Annotated in this window: 16 protein-coding genes; 1 reads left to right on the top strand and 15 read right to left on the bottom strand. The window is 64.5% G+C overall.

Features of this window, described 5'->3' with window-relative positions; translation table 11 throughout:
• Positions 1-24: 24 nt before the first annotated feature.
• On the top strand, positions 25-420 hold the full coding sequence (locus J2T47_RS15200; RefSeq protein WP_253448244.1) for a GFA family protein: 396 nt from the start codon (positions 25-27) through the stop codon (positions 418-420).
• Positions 421-584: 164 nt separating this feature from the next.
• Here J2T47_RS15200 and J2T47_RS15195 read toward each other — a convergent pair whose 3' ends face one another.
• From J2T47_RS15195 to J2T47_RS15125, 15 genes are all read right to left on the bottom strand, one after another.
• Positions 585-1,415 carry a metal-dependent hydrolase gene (locus J2T47_RS15195; protein ID WP_081518556.1) on the bottom strand — a complete coding sequence of 277 codons (831 nt, stop codon included), beginning with the start codon at positions 1,413-1,415 and terminating at the stop codon, positions 585-587.
• A gap of 286 nt (positions 1,416-1,701) precedes the next feature.
• A complete protein-coding gene (locus J2T47_RS15190) occupies positions 1,702-2,250 on the bottom strand; it encodes an adenine phosphoribosyltransferase (protein ID WP_045209111.1) in 549 nt (182 codons plus the stop codon).
• A 115-nt stretch (positions 2,251-2,365) separates the two neighbouring features.
• The gene (gene anr, locus J2T47_RS15185; RefSeq protein WP_253448241.1) at positions 2,366-3,100 is read right to left on the bottom strand and encodes a transcriptional regulator Anr; all 735 of its coding nucleotides are present in this window, start codon (positions 3,098-3,100) and stop codon (positions 2,366-2,368) included.
• A 257-nt stretch (positions 3,101-3,357) separates the two neighbouring features.
• Positions 3,358-4,740 (bottom strand): oxygen-independent coproporphyrinogen III oxidase, encoded by a 1,383-nt coding sequence (hemN, locus tag J2T47_RS15180; RefSeq protein WP_253448238.1) that lies wholly within the window; start codon positions 4,738-4,740, stop codon positions 3,358-3,360.
• Between the two features lie 72 nt (positions 4,741-4,812).
• Complete coding sequence (locus tag J2T47_RS15175) at positions 4,813-5,538, bottom strand: sulfite exporter TauE/SafE family protein (protein WP_253448235.1); 726 nt, start codon at positions 5,536-5,538, stop codon at positions 4,813-4,815.
• Positions 5,531-5,752, bottom strand: coding sequence for a cbb3-type cytochrome oxidase assembly protein CcoS (ccoS, locus tag J2T47_RS15170; protein ID WP_253448232.1), 222 nt, complete (start codon positions 5,750-5,752; stop codon positions 5,531-5,533). The genes J2T47_RS15175 and ccoS overlap by 8 nt, the downstream gene beginning before the upstream one ends.
• Before the next feature lies 1 nt (position 5,753).
• Positions 5,754-8,231: a heavy metal translocating P-type ATPase gene (locus J2T47_RS15165; protein ID WP_253448230.1), complete on the bottom strand. Its 2,478-nt coding sequence runs from the start codon at positions 8,229-8,231 to the stop codon at positions 5,754-5,756.
• Positions 8,228-8,773 carry a FixH family protein gene (locus J2T47_RS15160; RefSeq protein ID WP_253448227.1) on the bottom strand — a complete coding sequence of 182 codons (546 nt, stop codon included), beginning with the start codon at positions 8,771-8,773 and terminating at the stop codon, positions 8,228-8,230. Before J2T47_RS15160 ends, J2T47_RS15165 begins: the two co-directional genes overlap by 4 nt.
• A gap of 129 nt (positions 8,774-8,902) precedes the next feature.
• A complete protein-coding gene (gene ccoG / locus J2T47_RS15155) occupies positions 8,903-10,318 on the bottom strand; it encodes a cytochrome c oxidase accessory protein CcoG (RefSeq protein WP_253448223.1) in 1,416 nt (471 codons plus the stop codon).
• A 210-nt stretch (positions 10,319-10,528) separates the two neighbouring features.
• Positions 10,529-11,494 carry a cytochrome-c oxidase, cbb3-type subunit III gene (ccoP, locus tag J2T47_RS15150; RefSeq protein WP_081518549.1) on the bottom strand — a complete coding sequence of 322 codons (966 nt, stop codon included), beginning with the start codon at positions 11,492-11,494 and terminating at the stop codon, positions 10,529-10,531.
• Positions 11,491-11,682 carry a cbb3-type cytochrome oxidase subunit 3 gene (locus J2T47_RS15145; protein ID WP_024763940.1) on the bottom strand — a complete coding sequence of 64 codons (192 nt, stop codon included), beginning with the start codon at positions 11,680-11,682 and terminating at the stop codon, positions 11,491-11,493. The genes ccoP (J2T47_RS15150) and J2T47_RS15145 overlap by 4 nt, the downstream gene beginning before the upstream one ends.
• A gap of 5 nt (positions 11,683-11,687) precedes the next feature.
• Entirely contained in the window at positions 11,688-12,296 is a 609-nt protein-coding gene (gene ccoO / locus J2T47_RS15140; protein WP_017516817.1) for a cytochrome-c oxidase, cbb3-type subunit II, read from the bottom strand.
• On the bottom strand, positions 12,296-13,738 hold the full coding sequence (gene ccoN / locus J2T47_RS15135; protein ID WP_045209126.1) for a cytochrome-c oxidase, cbb3-type subunit I: 1,443 nt from the start codon (positions 13,736-13,738) through the stop codon (positions 12,296-12,298). Before ccoN ends, ccoO begins: the two co-directional genes overlap by 1 nt.
• 340 nt (positions 13,739-14,078) lie before the next feature.
• Complete coding sequence (gene ccoP, locus J2T47_RS15130; RefSeq protein ID WP_253448220.1) at positions 14,079-15,002, bottom strand: cytochrome-c oxidase, cbb3-type subunit III; 924 nt, start codon at positions 15,000-15,002, stop codon at positions 14,079-14,081.
• Positions 14,999-15,190, bottom strand: coding sequence for a cbb3-type cytochrome oxidase subunit 3 (locus tag J2T47_RS15125; protein WP_253448217.1), 192 nt, complete (start codon positions 15,188-15,190; stop codon positions 14,999-15,001). The genes ccoP (J2T47_RS15130) and J2T47_RS15125 overlap by 4 nt, the downstream gene beginning before the upstream one ends.
• Between the last annotated feature and the right edge of the window lie 3 nt (positions 15,191-15,193).

Genomic DNA, 15,193 nt, shown 5'->3' with positions numbered 1-15,193 from the left:
TTCGGTCTTAGCGGGAGCCTCACCATGTTGCCTTTGCCCCTGTTCGGCGGCTGCGCTTGCGGCGCGGTACGTTACCGGGTGGATGCCGAGCCGGAAGAGACCGGTTACTGCCATTGCCGCATCTGCCAGAAGTCCAATGCCGCGCCGGCGGTGCCCTGGGCGGTGATTCCGCTGACGGGCTTCGCCTATACCGCCGTCGAGCCGGGGATGTGGCGCTCCAGTGAGGACGGCGAGCGGCGCTTCTGCGTGAAGTGCGGTACGCCGCTGGAGTTCCGCGTGCGCGCCGGCGAGACGGTGGGACTCAACACCGTGACGCTGGACGAGCCGGAGCTGATCCAGCCGCAGTGTCATGTCTGGTGCTCGTCGCAGCTGTCCTGGTTCGATACGGTGGATGATCTGCCGCGCCGGCAGGAGGGCTGACGCCCGGTCATGCTTTGTAGGAGCGAGCTTGCTCGCGAACCTCTCAGCACCGGAGCGGCGTCCGTTCGCGAGCAAGCTCGCTCCTACAGAAACCGTCATTCGGCGCGATGGGTTGAATGAAAAACGCCAGGCGATTGCCTGGCGTTTTCCTGGGCGCATGAAAATCAGCCGGCGAAATCCAGGGTTTCCTTCCAGCGGGTTTCCAGTGCCTTGGTGTCGTGGTCGAAGGGGTGGAAGCCAGGGCGGAAGTAGTCCAGCCACGGGCGGATCAGATTGACGAAGTAACCGCGGCGCGGGTGCAGCAGCACGCCCAGGCCGTGTTTCCAGCTGCGCCAGTTGAACAGCTGGCCATCGCGGCGCAGCAGGTTGATCTGGAAGCCGGCGATGACGCCGAGGAAGATCCCGGTGGTCAGCAGCATCACCGCAGTGCGGGTGAAGTAGCCGCCATAGACCTGCTGGTAGACGTCGTAGGCCACCGCCTTGTGCTCGTTCTCCTCGACCGCGTGCCACATCCACAGTTTGTACATCTTGTCCGATTTCATCTGGCTGCTCAGGTCTTCACGCTTGAGCAGTTGCTCGGCCATGGTCGCAGTGAAGTGCTCCAGGGCGCAGGTGATCGCCAGCTGATGCTTTTTGGTGGTGACCTTGCTGATGGATTCGAGCAGCACCTTGATGCGCAGTTCCAGGGTCTCCAGGTCGATACCGTGCTCGTCGGCATACTCGTTGTAGGCCGCGTGCTCCTTGGAGTGCATGGCTTCCTGGCCGATGAAGGCGCTGACGTCCTTCTGCAGCTGCGGGTCCTGGATGCGCTCGCGCACGGCCCGCACGCTGTCGACGAAGAACTTCTCGCCGTAGGGGAACAGCGAGGACAGGTTGTTCATGAAGTGGGTCATGAAGGGTTGCCCGTCCCACCAGTATTTCGGCGTTTCGCTGAAGCTGAAATCCATGCGGCGGACCGGGAAATTGGCGCGGATCGGCGTGGTGCTGGCGTTCATGACTAACTCCTTCTTGTTGTGCGGGAGGGCGCGCGCGGCAGGGGCGGCGACCCAGGCAAGCCCTGTCGTTAGTTCGCTATGCCACCTCGTAATGTGTCATTAGCTGATGTCATGTTCGGAGTCTTGTCGGACAATCGAAAGGTCATATGTGGCCATGGCCGGGTCGATTCAGGCCAAGCGGGTCACGACCAGCCATTGGATGGGGCGGCGGCGAGCGGGGCGGGGAGAGGAGGCGCGGAAACGAAAACGGGCGCCGCAGCGCCCGTTTCTTGCCGACAGAGGCCTGTCACTGCTCGTCGAGGGCGAAGGCAGTCAGGCTGTAGGTGGGGATCTGTGCGTCATTGAGCTTGGTCGAACCGCCCAGTTCCGGCAGGTCGATGATCGCGGCGGCTTCGAACACGCTGGCGCCCATGCGGCGAACCAGTTGTGCGGCAGCCAGCAGGGTACCGCCGGTGGCGATCAGGTCATCGAAGATCAGCACGCTGTCGCCTTCGCAGAGGCTGTCGGCATGGACTTCCAGCAGGGCTTCGCCGTACTCGGTCTCGTAGGCCTGGGCCAGGACGTCGGCCGGCAGCTTGCCGCGCTTGCGGAACAGCACCAGGGGCTTGTTCAGCTCGTAGGCGATGATCGAACCGATCAGGAAGCCGCGCGCATCCATGGCGCCGATGTGGGTGAAGTCGGCCTCGACGTAGCGCTGGATGAAGCTGTCGGCGACGAAGCGCAGGGCTCGCGGCGACTGGAACAGCGGGGTGATGTCGCGGAACATGACGCCGGGCTTGGGAAAGTCGGGAACGGCACGGATCACGGACTTCAGGTCGAGTTGGTTGAGGATCATGCTGGATGTGCACCTGATGCGGTTTTTGCAGAGGCCAAAGTATAACGGGCCCGCCAGTCGGCGAGCCCGTTTTCGATGACCGGAAAGTCAACCAATGGGTCAGCTTTCGTGTCTGTCAGCTTTCCAGCTGGCCGCCGGCCAGTGCACACAGCTCGATGGAGTCGAGGATGTGCACTTCCTTGCCTTCGGCGGCAATCAGGCCGTTCTGCTGGAAGCGGGTGAACACCCGGGAGACGGTTTCCACCGCCAGGCCCAGGTAGTTGCCGATCTCGTTGCGCGACATGGCCAGGCGGAACTGCTGGGCCGAGAAGCCACGGGCGCGGAAGCGCGCGGACAGATTCACCAGGAAGGTGGCGATGCGCTCGTCGGCGGTCTTCTTCGACAGCAGCATCATCATCTGCTGGTCGTCGCGGATTTCGCGGCTCATCAAGCGCAGCAGCTGGCGGCGCAGTTGCGGCAGTTGCTCGGACAGCTCGTCCAGGCGTTCGAAGGGAATCTCGCAGACCGAGGTGGTTTCCAGGGCCTGGGCCGATACCGGGTAGCTCTCGGTGTCCATGCCGGACAGGCCGACCAGCTCGCTGGGCAGGTGGAAACCGGTGATCTGCTCTTCGCCGCCATCAGTGATGCTGAAGGTCTTCAGCGCGCCGGAGCGTACGGCGAAGACCGAGCCGAAGGCATCGCCCTGGCGGAACAGGAACTCGCCTTTCTTCAGCGGGCGGCCGCGTTTGACGATTTCATCGAGGGCGTCCATGTCGGCGGTATTCAGCGACAGGGGCAGGCAGAGCGGAGCCAGGCTGCAATCCTTGCAGTGCGCCTGGGGCAGGGCGCGCACTTTGATGGTTTCGGCCATGAGTGTTCCTTGAATGGGATGGCACACAAAAACCAAGGGTACCGCAGACGGCAAGTCCCGCGCCAGTTGGCGACCTGTCTGAATCGGTGCTTTCAGCGACGGGTGAGAAGGGTTCGTAGTAGTTGGAACAGGCTCGAACTCTTTCGAAAAGTGCGGTTCAGGGCTGTTCCAACTCCTTGGATCAAAGGACACATCCAGTAGCAAAGGGTGCGACAGTTGGCCCCGTACCGTCGGTCGTGCGAGAGAGAGCTTGCGGGTCAGATGACCCGCGAGAAGCGTTGCAGGTTCTGCATCGGCAGGTAGCGGTCGAACAGCATGCACAGCGAGCGCACCAGCAACCGTCCGCAAGCGCTGACGTCGATTCCGTGTGGGCCAAGGGTGATCAGGCCATCGCGGGCGAAGCGTTCGAGGTCGTCCCAGATTTCCGCGAAGTAGCCACGGAAGTCGATGTTGTAGAGGTCCTCGATATCCTCGAAGTTCAGCTGGAAGTGGCAGATCAGCTGCTGGATCACCGCGCGGCGGATCAGGTCGTCCTTGTTGCAGTGCAGGCCGCGGCGCGTGGCGAGCTGGCCCTGGTCGAGAGTTGTCTGGTAGTCGGCGATGTCATTGCTGTTCTGGCAGTAGAGATCGCCGATCTGGCTGATCGATGACACTCCGAGGCCCACCAGGTCGCAGTGCCCGTGGGTGGTGTAGCCCTGGAAGTTGCGCTGCAGGGTGCCGTCTTCCTGGGCCATCGCCAGCTCGTCATCCGGCAGGGCGAAATGGTCCATGCCGATGTAGCGGTAGCCGGCAGCCTCGAGCTGCTCGGTGGTGCGCTGCAGCATCTCCAGCTTCTGCCCGGGGGAGGGCAGGTCCTCGGCCTTGATCCGCCGCTGCGGCGGGAAGCGTTCGGGGAGGTGCGCGTAGTTGAACACGGACAATCGGTTGGGCTGCAGGGCGATGACCTGCTCGACGGTGCGGGCAAAGGTGTCCGGGGTCTGCCGGGGCAGGCCGTAGATCAGGTCGATGTTGATCGAGCGGAATTGCAGGGTGCGCGCCGCATCGATGATGGCGCGGGTCTCGTCGAGGCTCTGCAGGCGGTTGATCGCCTGCTGCACGTCCAGGTTGAAGTCCTGCACGCCGATGCTGGCGCGGTTGAAGCCCAGCTCGCGGAGCAGGCCCATGGTCGACCAGTCGGCTTCGCGCGGGTCGATTTCGATGCCGTAGTCGCCGAAGTCGCCCTCGACGAAGTGGAAATGGGTGCGCAGTTGCGCCATCAGTTCGCGCAGCTGGCCGGGGCTCAGGAAGGTCGGGGTACCTCCGCCGAAGTGCAGCTGCTCGACTTGCTGCTGGCGACCCAGGTGACGGCTGACGATCTCGATTTCATGGATGAGGCGGGCGAGGTACGGGGCGCTGCGGCCACGATCCTTGGTGATGACCTTGTTGCAGGCGCAGTAGTAGCAGATGTTCGCGCAGAACGGCACGTGCACGTAGAGCGAGAGCGGACGCTGGGCCTTCTGGCTATCGCGCAACGCATGCAGCAGGTCGAAGGGTCCGACTCCTTCGTGAAACTGCACGGCGGTGGGATAGGAGGTGTAGCGCGGGCCGGCCAGATCGTATCGGCGTATCAGATCTGCGTCCCAGCGAATATTGTCGAGCATGCCGATGTTCCCCGGTGGCGAGCTTTTCCTGCGCAGTCTAGGGAGTGTCCGACAGTGGCCTGTTGACCTGTATCAAGCGGCTTTATGGTGGGGCAGGCCGGCGCTGGCGTGCATGTCGTGGCCCATGATCCAGGCCTGGTGCGGGCCGGGGAGGGTCCACAGGCCGAAGAGGATCACCAGGACGCCGCCGGTCATGCGCACGCTGCGCTTGCGCAGCAGGGCAGTGATGCGCTCGGCGGCGAGGCCGGTGGCGAGCAGCACCGGCCAGGTGCCCAGGCCGAAGGCGAGCATCAGCAGGGCGCTGTCCACTGCCGAGCCCTGGCTGGTGGCCCAGAGCAGGGTGCTGTAGACCAGGCCGCAGGGCAGCCAGCCCCAGAGTGCGCCGAGCAGCAGTGCACGCGGCACCGTGGCGACCGGCAACAGGCGGCTGGCGTAGGGCTGGATGTGCTTCCACAGGCCGCGGCCCAGGGCTTCGATACGGGTCAGGCCGCTCCACCAGCCGGCCAGGTACAGGCCCATGGCGATCAGCAGGAGGCCGGCGATCACCCTCAATGCCCAAGCGAACGGCGTTCGCGCCACGGCCCAGCCGGCGAGGCCGAGCAGCAGGCCGGCGCAGGCGTAGCTGAGGATGCGCCCGAGGTTGTAGGCCAGCAGCAGGCGCAGGCGGCGGCCGCGTTGCTCCGGCGGGATGGCCAGGGTCAGCGCGCCCATCAGGCCGCCGCACATGCCCAGGCAGTGACCGCCGCCGAGCAGGCCGAGGATCAACGCGGACGCCAGCAGTGGCGCCAGTTCAGGCATCGCGCTTGTCCTGCGGGGGGCTGGCGTGCGAGTCGTCACCCTCGGCTTCGTCGATGCCGGCCTGGTGCTTGGGGTCTTCGTCGTCGAAGAGGATGCTGTGGGCCGGCCCGTCCATGTCGTCATACTGGCCGCTGTTCACTGCCCAGAAGAAGATCGCGATGCAGATGCCGACGATCACCACCGCGACCGGGATCATGATGTAGAGAGCGGGCATATCAACTCCGTGGCAGCGCCTGCGCCGCTTGCGGGGCGACGGGCAGGGCAGTGGTCGCTGGCGGGGCGCCGGCGCCTTTGGGCAGCCGGGTCAGGCGCAGGGCGTTGAGCACCACGGTCAGCGAACTGATCGACATGCCCACCGCGGCCCACACGGGTGTGATCCAGCCGAGGGCGGCGAAGGGCAGCATGAGGCCATTGTACAGCCCTGCCCAGATCAGGTTCTCGATGATTACCCGGCGCGTGCGGCGGGCCAGGCTGAACGCCTGCACCACGCTGTCCAGGCGATTGGAGAGCAGCACGGCGTCGGCGCTGGTCTTGGCCAGATCGGTGGCCGAGCCCATGGCGACGCTGATGTCGGCGGCGGCCAGCACCGGCACGTCGTTCACGCCGTCGCCCAGCATCAGCACACGACGGCCCTCCTGGTGCAGTTGGCGCAGCACTTCGAGCTTGTCGTCAGGGCGCAGGCCGCCGCGGCAGTCGTCGATGCCCAGTTCGGCGGCAACGCGGCCGACCATGGGCGAGCTGTCGCCGGACAGCAGCAGGGTGCGCCAGCCGCGGGCGCGACAGGCGTCGAGCAGGTCGGCGGCGTCGTCGCGGATGCGGTCGTCCAGCACCAGCCAGGCGAGGGCGCCGCGGTCATCGCCCAGCAGCAACCACTGGCCGGGCTCCTGCGGGTGCTGGGGCGCTTCGCTGTCGCTCAGGGCGCAGACGAACGCTGGCTCGCCGATGCGCAGGCGGCGCTCGCCCACAAGGCCTTCCAGGCCCAGGCCGGGATGGCTCTCGACATTCTCGGCGGGCTGCGGCGCGCGGCCGAAGGCGCGGGCGATGGGGTGTTCGGAGCGGTTCTCCAGTGCGGCGGCCAGGGCCAGGCAGGCATCGCTGTCCAGCGCCCCCAGCGGCCGGACTGCACGCAGGGTCAGACGGCCTTCGGTGAGGGTGCCGGTCTTGTCGAAGATCACTGTGTCGATGTGGTTCAGGCCTTCCAGCACGTGGCCGCGGGTCACCAGCAGGCCGAGCTTGTGCAGGCTGCCGGTGGCGGCGGTCAGTGCGGTCGGGGTGGCCAGGGACAGCGCACAGGGGCAGGTCGCCACCAGCATCGCCAGGACCACCCAGAAGGCGCGGGAGGCATCGTGCTGCCACCAGAACAGGCCGACCACGGCGGCGAGCACCAGCAGCGCGATGAGGAACCATTGCGCGGCCTTGTCGGCCAGCTCGGCGAGGCGCGGTTTGTCCGACTGGGCGCGCTCCAGCAGGCGGACGATGGCGGAGAGCCGGCTGTCGCCGCCCAGCGCCTTGACCTGCACGGTCAGCGGGCCTTCGACGTTGAGGGTGCCGCCGGTGACGTTGTCGCCGCTCTGTCGTGCCTGCGGCAGGTATTCGCCGGTGAGCAGGGATTCGTCGACACTGGACTGGCCATCGAGGATCAGCCCATCGGCCGGGATCACCGCGCCGGGCTGCACCAGCACGCGGTCGCCGACCTGCAGTTCGCTGAGCAGTACGCGGCTGCTCTGGCCGCTGTCGTCCAGACGCAGGCAGGACGCCGGCAGCAGGTTGACCAGCTGTGCGGTGGCGGCCGCGGTGCGCTCGCGGGCGCGGCGTTCAAGGTAGCGGCCGGCGAGCAGGAACAGGGCGAACATGCCGACGGCGTCGAAGTACAGGTCGCCATGGCCGGTGACCGCGGTCCAGATGCCGGCCAGGTAGGCGCCGCCGATCGCCAGGGACACCGAGACGTCCATGGTCAGGTGGCGGGTGCGCAGGTCGCGTACCGCGCCGCGGAAGAACGGCTGGCAGGAGTAGAAGACGATGGGCGTGGTGAGGAACATCGCCACCCAGCGCAGGATCTCGTGCAGCTCGGGGCTCAGGTCGATGTTGAATTCGGGCCAGGTGGCCATGGTCGCCATCATCGCCTGGAACCACAGCAGGCCGGCAACGCCCAGCTGGCGCAGGGACTTGCGGTTTTCCTGGTGCAGTTGCTCGGCGGCGCGGTCCGGTTGGAACGGGTGGGCGGCATAGCCGATTCTGCGCAGCTCGGCGAGCAGCTCGCTCAGCGGCAATTCACTGTCGGACCAGCGCACATGCAGGCGATGGTTGGACAGGTTGAGGCCGGCCTCGGCAACGGCGGGCAGGCCCTTGAGGTGCTTTTCGATCAGCCAGCCGCAGGCGGCGCAGCTGATGCCTTCCATGATCAGGGTGGTTTCGGCCAGCTCGCCCTGGTGCTGCACGAAGGGTTGCTGCACGTCGGGGCGGTCGAACAGCTTCAGCTCGTCGCTGAGCTGTTCGGGGAGGGCGTCAGGGTTGGGCGCAGCTTCGGTGCGATGGCGGTAATAGCCTTCGAGACCGCCAGCGACGATGGCCTCGGCCACGGCCTGGCAGCCAGGACAGCAGAACTCGCGGGTTTCGCCCAGAACGGGCGCAACGAAGCGGCTGCCGGGGGGAACCGGCAGCGCGCAGTGGTAACAGGGCAGCGGGGCGCTCATGGGCGCTCGGCTTCATCTCCGCTGAGGGGCTCGTCGCCGAGGTCGAAGCTACCGCCGGGAGCGATCTTCTCTTCCTCGAACAGACGCCAGGTCTGGCCTTTCTCTTCGCCGAGCAGCTCGACGAAGCGGCGACCCTTCACGGCAGCGTCGAGGCTGGCGGTATAGCGACCCGGCTCGGCGGGGCTGGCGCGCAGCACCAGGTGCTTGTCCTGCGACTCCAGGGTGGGGGAGAGCAGGTTCAGGGTGAGCGTGGCCGGGCGGCTGTCGCCGGTGAGGCGCAGGTCCACTTCGCCGGTCAGCTCGTCGAAGCTGAGCTTGGCGCGCAGCTTGAGCTGCTGGGCCAGGTGCTCGCGGTCGAGGGAGCGGTTGATGCCCTTGCCGGCCTCGTAATAGTTGTCGCTGACCAGCGAATCCTGGTTGTTCACGGCGATGTTGACCATCGTCAGGCTGAGGGCGATCGAGGTGCCCAGCATGGCGATGATGATCCACGGCCAGAGGTGCTTGTACCAGGGTTCCACGGGCGTTTTCATGGCCGATTGCATGGTCTCTTTTCTCTCGCTGGCAGTGCCGCAAGGGCGCTGCCCGGTGAAGGGGCGGGCGAAATTCTACGTGCTTCGTTCGGTGCTGGCACCCCATGCGCAACATGGGGTGCCAATTCGTTCAGCGGGCGTTCAACGAACCCGTGGGCCGATGAAGCGGCTGCTGGATTCCTTGCTGATGGACGGGTCGTCCACCGACTGGATGGTGAAGCTGATCTCGTTGGTGGTGGAGGGCAGCTTCTCCGGATCGATGGACAGCTCCACCGGCATGGTGAAGATGTCTCCGGCGGCGACCGAGATCTCCTTCTTGCCTTCCAGGATCAGGCCATCCATGCCTTTGGCGCTGAGCACGTAGGTATGGTCTTTCTGGTCCTTGTTCATGACCTTCAGGCTGTACACGTTCTCGATCCGGCCTTCGGCGTTTTCACGGTAGAGCACGCGGTCCTTGCTGACGTCGAAGCCTACCAGCGGGCGAATGACGACGGCAGTGATCAGCAGGCCGATCATGATGCACAGGGCGATGGCGTAGCCGATCAGGCGCGGGCGCACCAGGTGGGTCTTCTGGCCCGACAGGTTGTGCTCGGTGGTGTAGCTGATCAGGCCGCGCGGGTAGTTCATCTTGTCCATGATGCTGTCGCAGGCGTCGATGCAGGCGGCGCAGCCGATGCACTCGATCTGCAGGCCGTCGCGGATGTCGATGCCGGTCGGGCAGACCTGTACGCACATGGTGCAGTCGATGCAGTCGCCCAGGCCCTGGGCCTTGTAGTCGACGGTCTTCTTGCGCGGGCCGCGCTTTTCGCCGCGCCGCGGGTCGTAGGAGACGATCAGGGTGTCCTTGTCGAACATCACGCTCTGGAAGCGCGCGTAAGGGCACATGTAGATGCACACCTGCTCGCGCAGCCAGCCGGCGTTGCCGTAGGTGGCGAGGGTGAAGAAACCGACCCAGAAGTAGGCCCAGCCGTCAGCCTGGCCGGTGACCAGATCGCTCAGCAGCTCGCGCATGGGGGCGAAGTAGCCGACGAAGGTCAGGCCGGTAACCAGACCGATCAGCAGCCAGAGGCCGTGCTTGGCGATCTTGCGCAGCAGCTTGTTGCCGCTCATGGGCGCCTTGTCGAGTTTCATGCGCTGGTTGCGGTCACCCTCGGTGACTTTCTCGCACCACATGAAGATCCAGGTCCACACGCTCTGCGGGCAGGTATAGCCGCACCAGACGCGGCCGGCGAACACGGTGATGAAGAACAGGCCGAAGGCGCTGATGATCAGCAGGCCGGAGAGGAGGATGAAGTCCTGCGGCCAGAAGGTCGCGCCGAAGATGTAGAACTTGCGCTCGGGCAGGTCCCAGAGAACCGCCTGGCGACCGTTCCAGGTCAGCCACACGGTGCCGAAGTAGAGGAGGAAGAGGAGGGCGCCCCCAGCCATTCGGAGGTTTCTGAAGAAACCTGTGAAGGCTCGGGTGTAGATCTTTTCCCGGGAGGCATAAAGGTCGACGCTTTCACCCTTGCCCTTGGTGGGCGGAGTGACGTCCTGGACCGGAATCTGTTTGCTCATCAGTGCATTCCACGGCAGCGGGAGGGCGCCCTGTCGATACATGCCGAGAGGGTCAGAAATATGCTTGCACGCCTAACAATGATACGGCGTGGAGGGTGTTGCAACCGTGCGACAGTTGGTCGCGCAAGGAATTATGGACCCAGAAATAGAGCGGCGCCGGTGTAGAAACCGGCGCCGCTGGGTGTCGCAATGGGTGTAGGAAAGAGAGGCTTATTCGGCGCTCTTCTCGCCTTCGCCATGGGACAGGCTGTACACGTAGGCAGCGAGCAGGTGCACCTGGTCTTTGCCCAGACGCTCCAGCTGAGCCGGCATCTGGCCCTGACGGCCGTAGCGGATGGTCTGCTGCAGCTGAGCGAAGCTCGAGCCGTAGATGAACGCAGCCGGGTGGGTCAGGTTCGGCGCGCCCATGGCGGCGGTGCCTTTGCCTTCGGCGCCGTGGCAAGCCACGCAGTTGGTGGAGAAGATCTTCTGGCCGTTGGCGACCTGCTCGTCCGTCACGCCTTCGGGCAGCTTGCGGCCGTCCAGCTTGGTGGTGACGAAGGCAGCGACGTCATGAACGCCCTGGTCGCCGATGACTTCGCCCCAGGCCGGCATGGCCGCGTGGCGACCGCCTTCGATGGTGGCGATGATGTCCTTCGGCTCGCCGCCCCAGCGCCAGTCGGCGTCGGTCAGGTTCGGGAAGCCGTGGGCACCCTTGGCATCGGAACCGTGGCAGACGGAGCAGTTGGAGGCGAACAGGCGGTTACCCATTTTCAGGGCCTGCTCGTCCTTGGCCACTTCCTCGATCGGCATGGCGCCGAACTTGGCGTACAGCGGGCCGTATTTCTCATCGGCCTTGGCCATTTCCTTTTCCCACTGGTGCACACCGGTCCAGCCCTGTTCGCCGTTGGCGAATTCGGCCTTGTCCTGGTAGCCCGGCAGCAGGCCCTTCCAGTTGCCCAGGCCCGGGTACAGGACCAGGTAGCCGAGGGCGAAGATGAAGGTGGCCACGAACAGCATGAACCACCACTTCGGCAGCGGGTTGTCGTACTCCTCGATGCCATCGAAGGCATGGCCTACGGTTTCATCGGTGGCTTCGTTGCGCTGACCGCGACGGGTGGCGAACAGCAGCCACGCCAGGGCGAAGATGGTGCCCAGGGTAAGTACGGTGACGTACAGACTCCAGAAGGTTGTCATTCTTTGTTGCTCCTAGAAGCTTGCTCTTGCTCGACGTGCTTTTTGGCGACCGGGTCATCCGCGAAGGGCAGCAGGGCGTCTTCGTCGAAGCGCTCCTTGCGTTTGCCGCCATAGGCCCAGAGCAGGACGCCGACGAAGGCGACCATCACTACTACAGTGCCGATACCGCGAATGGTCCCGATATCCATCACTGTCACCGTTTGCTCTTGATGATGGTGCCGAGGCCTTGCAGGTAGGCGACGACAGCGTCCATCTCGGTCTTGCCTTTGACGGCATCACGGGCACCGGCGATGTCTTCGTCGGTGTAAGGCACGCCCAGCGTACGCAGGGCTTCCATTTTCTTCGCCGTGTCCTTGCCGTCGAGCTTGTTCTCCACCAGCCAGGGGTAGGAGGGCATCTTCGATTCCGGTACTACGTTGCGCGGGTTGTATAGGTGCGCACGGTGCCAGTCGTCAGAGTAGCGGCCGCCGACGCGGGCCAGGTCCGGGCCGGTACGCTTGGAACCCCACAGGAACGGGTGGTCCCAGACGCTTTCGCCGGCGACGGAGTAGTGGCCGTAGCGCTCGGTCTCGGCGCGGAACGGACGGACCATCTGCGAGTGGCAGCCTACGCAGCCTTCGCGGATGTAGATGTCACGGCCTTCCAGCTCCAGCGCGGTGCGCGGCTTCATGCCTTCGACCGGCTTGTTGGTGACGTCCTGGAAGAACAGCGGGACGATCTGGGTCAGACCGCCGATGCTCACCGCAATGACCATGAAGAAGGCCAGAAGGCCGATGTTCTTCTCGACTACTTCGTGCTTCATCAGTGAGCTCCTACAGCGGGGATCTGGGCAGCGGCATCGGCGTCAGCCTGCTTGAAACCGCGCACAGTACGGAAGGTGTTGTAGGCCATCAGCAGCATGCCGGAGGCGAAGAAGGCGCCGCCCAGTGCACGGACGATGAAGCCCGGGTGGCTGGCCTGCAGGGCTTCCACGAAGGAGTAGGTGAGGGTGCCGTCGGCGTTGATCGCACGCCACATCAGACCCTGGGTGATGCCGTTGACCCACATCGAGGCGATGTACAGCACGGTGCCGATGGTAGCCAGCCAGAAGTGCGCGTTGATCAGGCCCACGCTGTGCATCTGCTCGCGGCCGAAGACCTTCGGAATCAGGTGGTACAGGGAACCGATGGAGATCATCGCTACCCAGCCCAGAGCGCCGGCGTGTACGTGGCCGATGGTCCAGTCGGTGTAGTGCGACAGGGAGTTGACGGTCTTGATGGCCATCATCGGGCCTTCGAAGGTGGACATGCCGTAGAAGGCCAGGGAGACCACCAGGAAGCGCAGGATCGGGTCGGTGCGCAGCTTATGCCAGGCGCCCGACAGGGTCATCATGCCGTTGATCATACCACCCCAGCTCGGAGCCAGCAGGATCAGGGACATCACCATGCCCAGGGACTGGGCCCAGTCCGGCAGGGCGGTGTAGTGCAGGTGGTGCGGACCGGCCCAGATGTACAGGGTGATCAGTGCCCAGAAGTGCACGATGGACAGGCGATAGGAGTAGATCGGACGCTCGGCCTGCTTCGGAACGAAGTAGTACATCATGCCGAGGAAGCCGGTGGTCAGGAAGAAGCCCACGGCGTTGTGGCCGTACCACCACTGGATCATCGCGTCGGTGGCGCCGGCGTAGACCGAGTAGGACTTGAACCAGGTGACCGGCAGTTCCGCGCTGTTGACGATGTGCAGCATGGCGGTGACGAGGATGAAGGCGCCGTAGAACCAGTTGCCCACGTAGATGTGCTTGGTCTTGCGCTTCATCACGGTGCCGAAGAACACCAGTGCGTAGGTGACCCAGACGATGGCCAGCAGAATGTCGATCGGCCATTCCAGCTCGGCGTACTCCTTGGAGGAGGTGTAGCCCAGCGGCAGGGTAATGCCGGCCAGCACGATCACCGCTTGCCAACCCCAGAAGGTGAAGGCCGCGAGGCTGTCAGAGACCAGGCGGGTCTGACAGGTGCGCTGTACGACGTAGTAGGAAGTTGCGAAGAGAGCACAGCCGCCGAAGGCGAAGATCACCAGGTTGGTGTGCAGCGGACGCAGGCGCCCGAAACTGGTCCAGGGAAGGTCCAGGTTCAACTGGGGCCAAACCAACTGTGAGGCGATGTAAACACCCACCCCCATTCCAAGTATCCCCCAGACCACCGTCATGATGGCGAACTGGCGGACGACCTTATAGTTATAAGCAGTCGGACTGATTGCTGTGCTCATTCTAAGGTTCCACGGTTTTTGGATTTTATGGACAAAAAAACGGCGGCAAGTATGGAGAAAGCAGGTGGCCATTGCAACGCGCCGAGCCTTGGTGCGGTGCCGGTTCGACGCCTGCTCCGAAGCGCTTTGCGCCGCTGTTTGCGCCTGTTTCGGGTCGCCCGTACCAACCTGGAAAGTGGGTCAGGTTAGTCGTATTGCAGGTTTGCGAATGGAATTCAGCTTAGACGTGAACCCGAAGGCTGTGAAGAAAGGAGATAGAGAGGGTGCGACACTTCGTCGCGATATTGCGGAGGTGAGAAACTCGCGCCCGTTTTAATGGGCGCGAGTTGGGGCGCGGAGTTTACTTCGCCTGGCCGGAAATGTTGTAGATGTAACCGGCAAGAATGTGCACTTTGTCTTTGCCCAGGTATTGCTCCTGCGCGGGCATCTGGCCCTGGCGGCCGTGGCGGATGGTCTGCTGCAGTTGTGCGTAGCTGGAGCCGTAGATGAAGGCACCCGGGTGGGTCAGGTCAGGCGCGCCCATGATCGGGTTGCCCTTGCCTTCGGGACCGTGGCAGGCGACGCAGGTGGTGGCGAACAGCTTGCCGCCGTTGTCGACGTTGTCCGCGGTCACGCCCTCGGGCAGCTTGCGGCCATCGAGGTTGGCGGTGACGAAGGCAGCGACGTCCTGCACGCCTTTCTCGCCCAGCACTTCGCCCCAGGCCGGCATCGCCGCGTGGCGGCCGCCGAGGATGGTGGTCTCGATGTCCTGGGCGGTGCCGCCCCAGCGCCAGTCGCTGTCGGTCAGGTTCGGGAAGCCCTGGGCGCCCTTGGCGTCCGAGCCGTGGCAGATGGAGCAGTAGGTGGCGAAGAGACGCTCGCCCATTTTCATCGCCTGCGGATCTTTCGCGACTTCTTCCACGGGCATGGCGGCGTATTTGGCGAAGATCGGCCCGTATTTTTCCTTGGCCAGGGCTTCTTCGCGCTCCCATTGCTTGTCCTGGGTCCAGCCGCCGTCGTAGCCCGGCAGGACGCCTTTCCAGTTGCCCAGGCCCGGGTAGAGGACCAGGTAGCCGGCGGCGAACACGATGGTGCCGACGAACAGCAGGAACCACCACTTGGGCAGCGGGTTGTCGTACTCCTCGATGCCGTCGAAGGCGTGGCCCATGGTCTGGTCGGTGGTGTTCGAGGACTGCCCGCTGCGGGTGGCGAATACCAGCCACAGCAGGGCGATCAGCGAGCCGACTGTTAGAACAGTGATGTACAGACTCCAGAAGGTAGTCATGCGTTGTTGCTCCTAGAAGCTTGCTCATTCTCAGCGTGCCGCTTGGCCACCGGGTCATCCGCGAAGGGCAGCAGCGCGTCTGCGTCGAAGCGCTCCTTGCGTTTGCCGCCGTAAGCCCAGAGCAGTACGCCGACGAAGGCCACCATCACGATGACGGTGCCGAGGCCGCGAATGGTCCCGATATCCATGCT

Origin of the sequence: Pseudomonas nitroreducens (assembly GCF_024170165.1) — a bacterium.
GTDB lineage: Bacteria > Pseudomonadota > Gammaproteobacteria > Pseudomonadales > Pseudomonadaceae > Pseudomonas > Pseudomonas nitroreducens_C.
The sequence above is the reverse complement of the archived record's forward strand: the minus strand, read 5'-3'. Positions and strand labels throughout refer to the sequence as shown.

Coding starts and splice junctions, on each gene's coding strand:
- J2T47_RS15200 (WP_253448244.1), top strand. CDS start 25: ATGTTGCCTTTGCCCCTGTTCGGCGGCTGCGCTTGCGGCGCGGTACGT.
- J2T47_RS15195 (WP_081518556.1), bottom strand. CDS start 1,415: ATGAACGCCAGCACCACGCCGATCCGCGCCAATTTCCCGGTCCGCCGC.
- J2T47_RS15190 (WP_045209111.1), bottom strand. CDS start 2,250: ATGATCCTCAACCAACTCGACCTGAAGTCCGTGATCCGTGCCGTTCCC.
- anr (WP_253448241.1), bottom strand. CDS start 3,100: ATGGCCGAAACCATCAAAGTGCGCGCCCTGCCCCAGGCGCACTGCAAG.
- hemN (WP_253448238.1), bottom strand. CDS start 4,740: ATGCTCGACAATATTCGCTGGGACGCAGATCTGATACGCCGATACGAT.
- J2T47_RS15175 (WP_253448235.1), bottom strand. CDS start 5,538: ATGCCTGAACTGGCGCCACTGCTGGCGTCCGCGTTGATCCTCGGCCTG.
- ccoS (WP_253448232.1), bottom strand. CDS start 5,752: ATGCCCGCTCTCTACATCATGATCCCGGTCGCGGTGGTGATCGTCGGC.
- J2T47_RS15165 (WP_253448230.1), bottom strand. CDS start 8,231: ATGAGCGCCCCGCTGCCCTGTTACCACTGCGCGCTGCCGGTTCCCCCC.
- J2T47_RS15160 (WP_253448227.1), bottom strand. CDS start 8,773: ATGCAATCGGCCATGAAAACGCCCGTGGAACCCTGGTACAAGCACCTC.
- ccoG (WP_253448223.1), bottom strand. CDS start 10,318: ATGAGCAAACAGATTCCGGTCCAGGACGTCACTCCGCCCACCAAGGGC.
- ccoP (WP_081518549.1), bottom strand. CDS start 11,494: ATGACAACCTTCTGGAGTCTGTACGTCACCGTACTTACCCTGGGCACC.
- J2T47_RS15145 (WP_024763940.1), bottom strand. CDS start 11,682: ATGGATATCGGGACCATTCGCGGTATCGGCACTGTAGTAGTGATGGTC.
- ccoO (WP_017516817.1), bottom strand. CDS start 12,296: ATGAAGCACGAAGTAGTCGAGAAGAACATCGGCCTTCTGGCCTTCTTC.
- ccoN (WP_045209126.1), bottom strand. CDS start 13,738: ATGAGCACAGCAATCAGTCCGACTGCTTATAACTATAAGGTCGTCCGC.
- ccoP (WP_253448220.1), bottom strand. CDS start 15,002: ATGACTACCTTCTGGAGTCTGTACATCACTGTTCTAACAGTCGGCTCG.
- J2T47_RS15125 (WP_253448217.1), bottom strand. CDS start 15,190: ATGGATATCGGGACCATTCGCGGCCTCGGCACCGTCATCGTGATGGTG.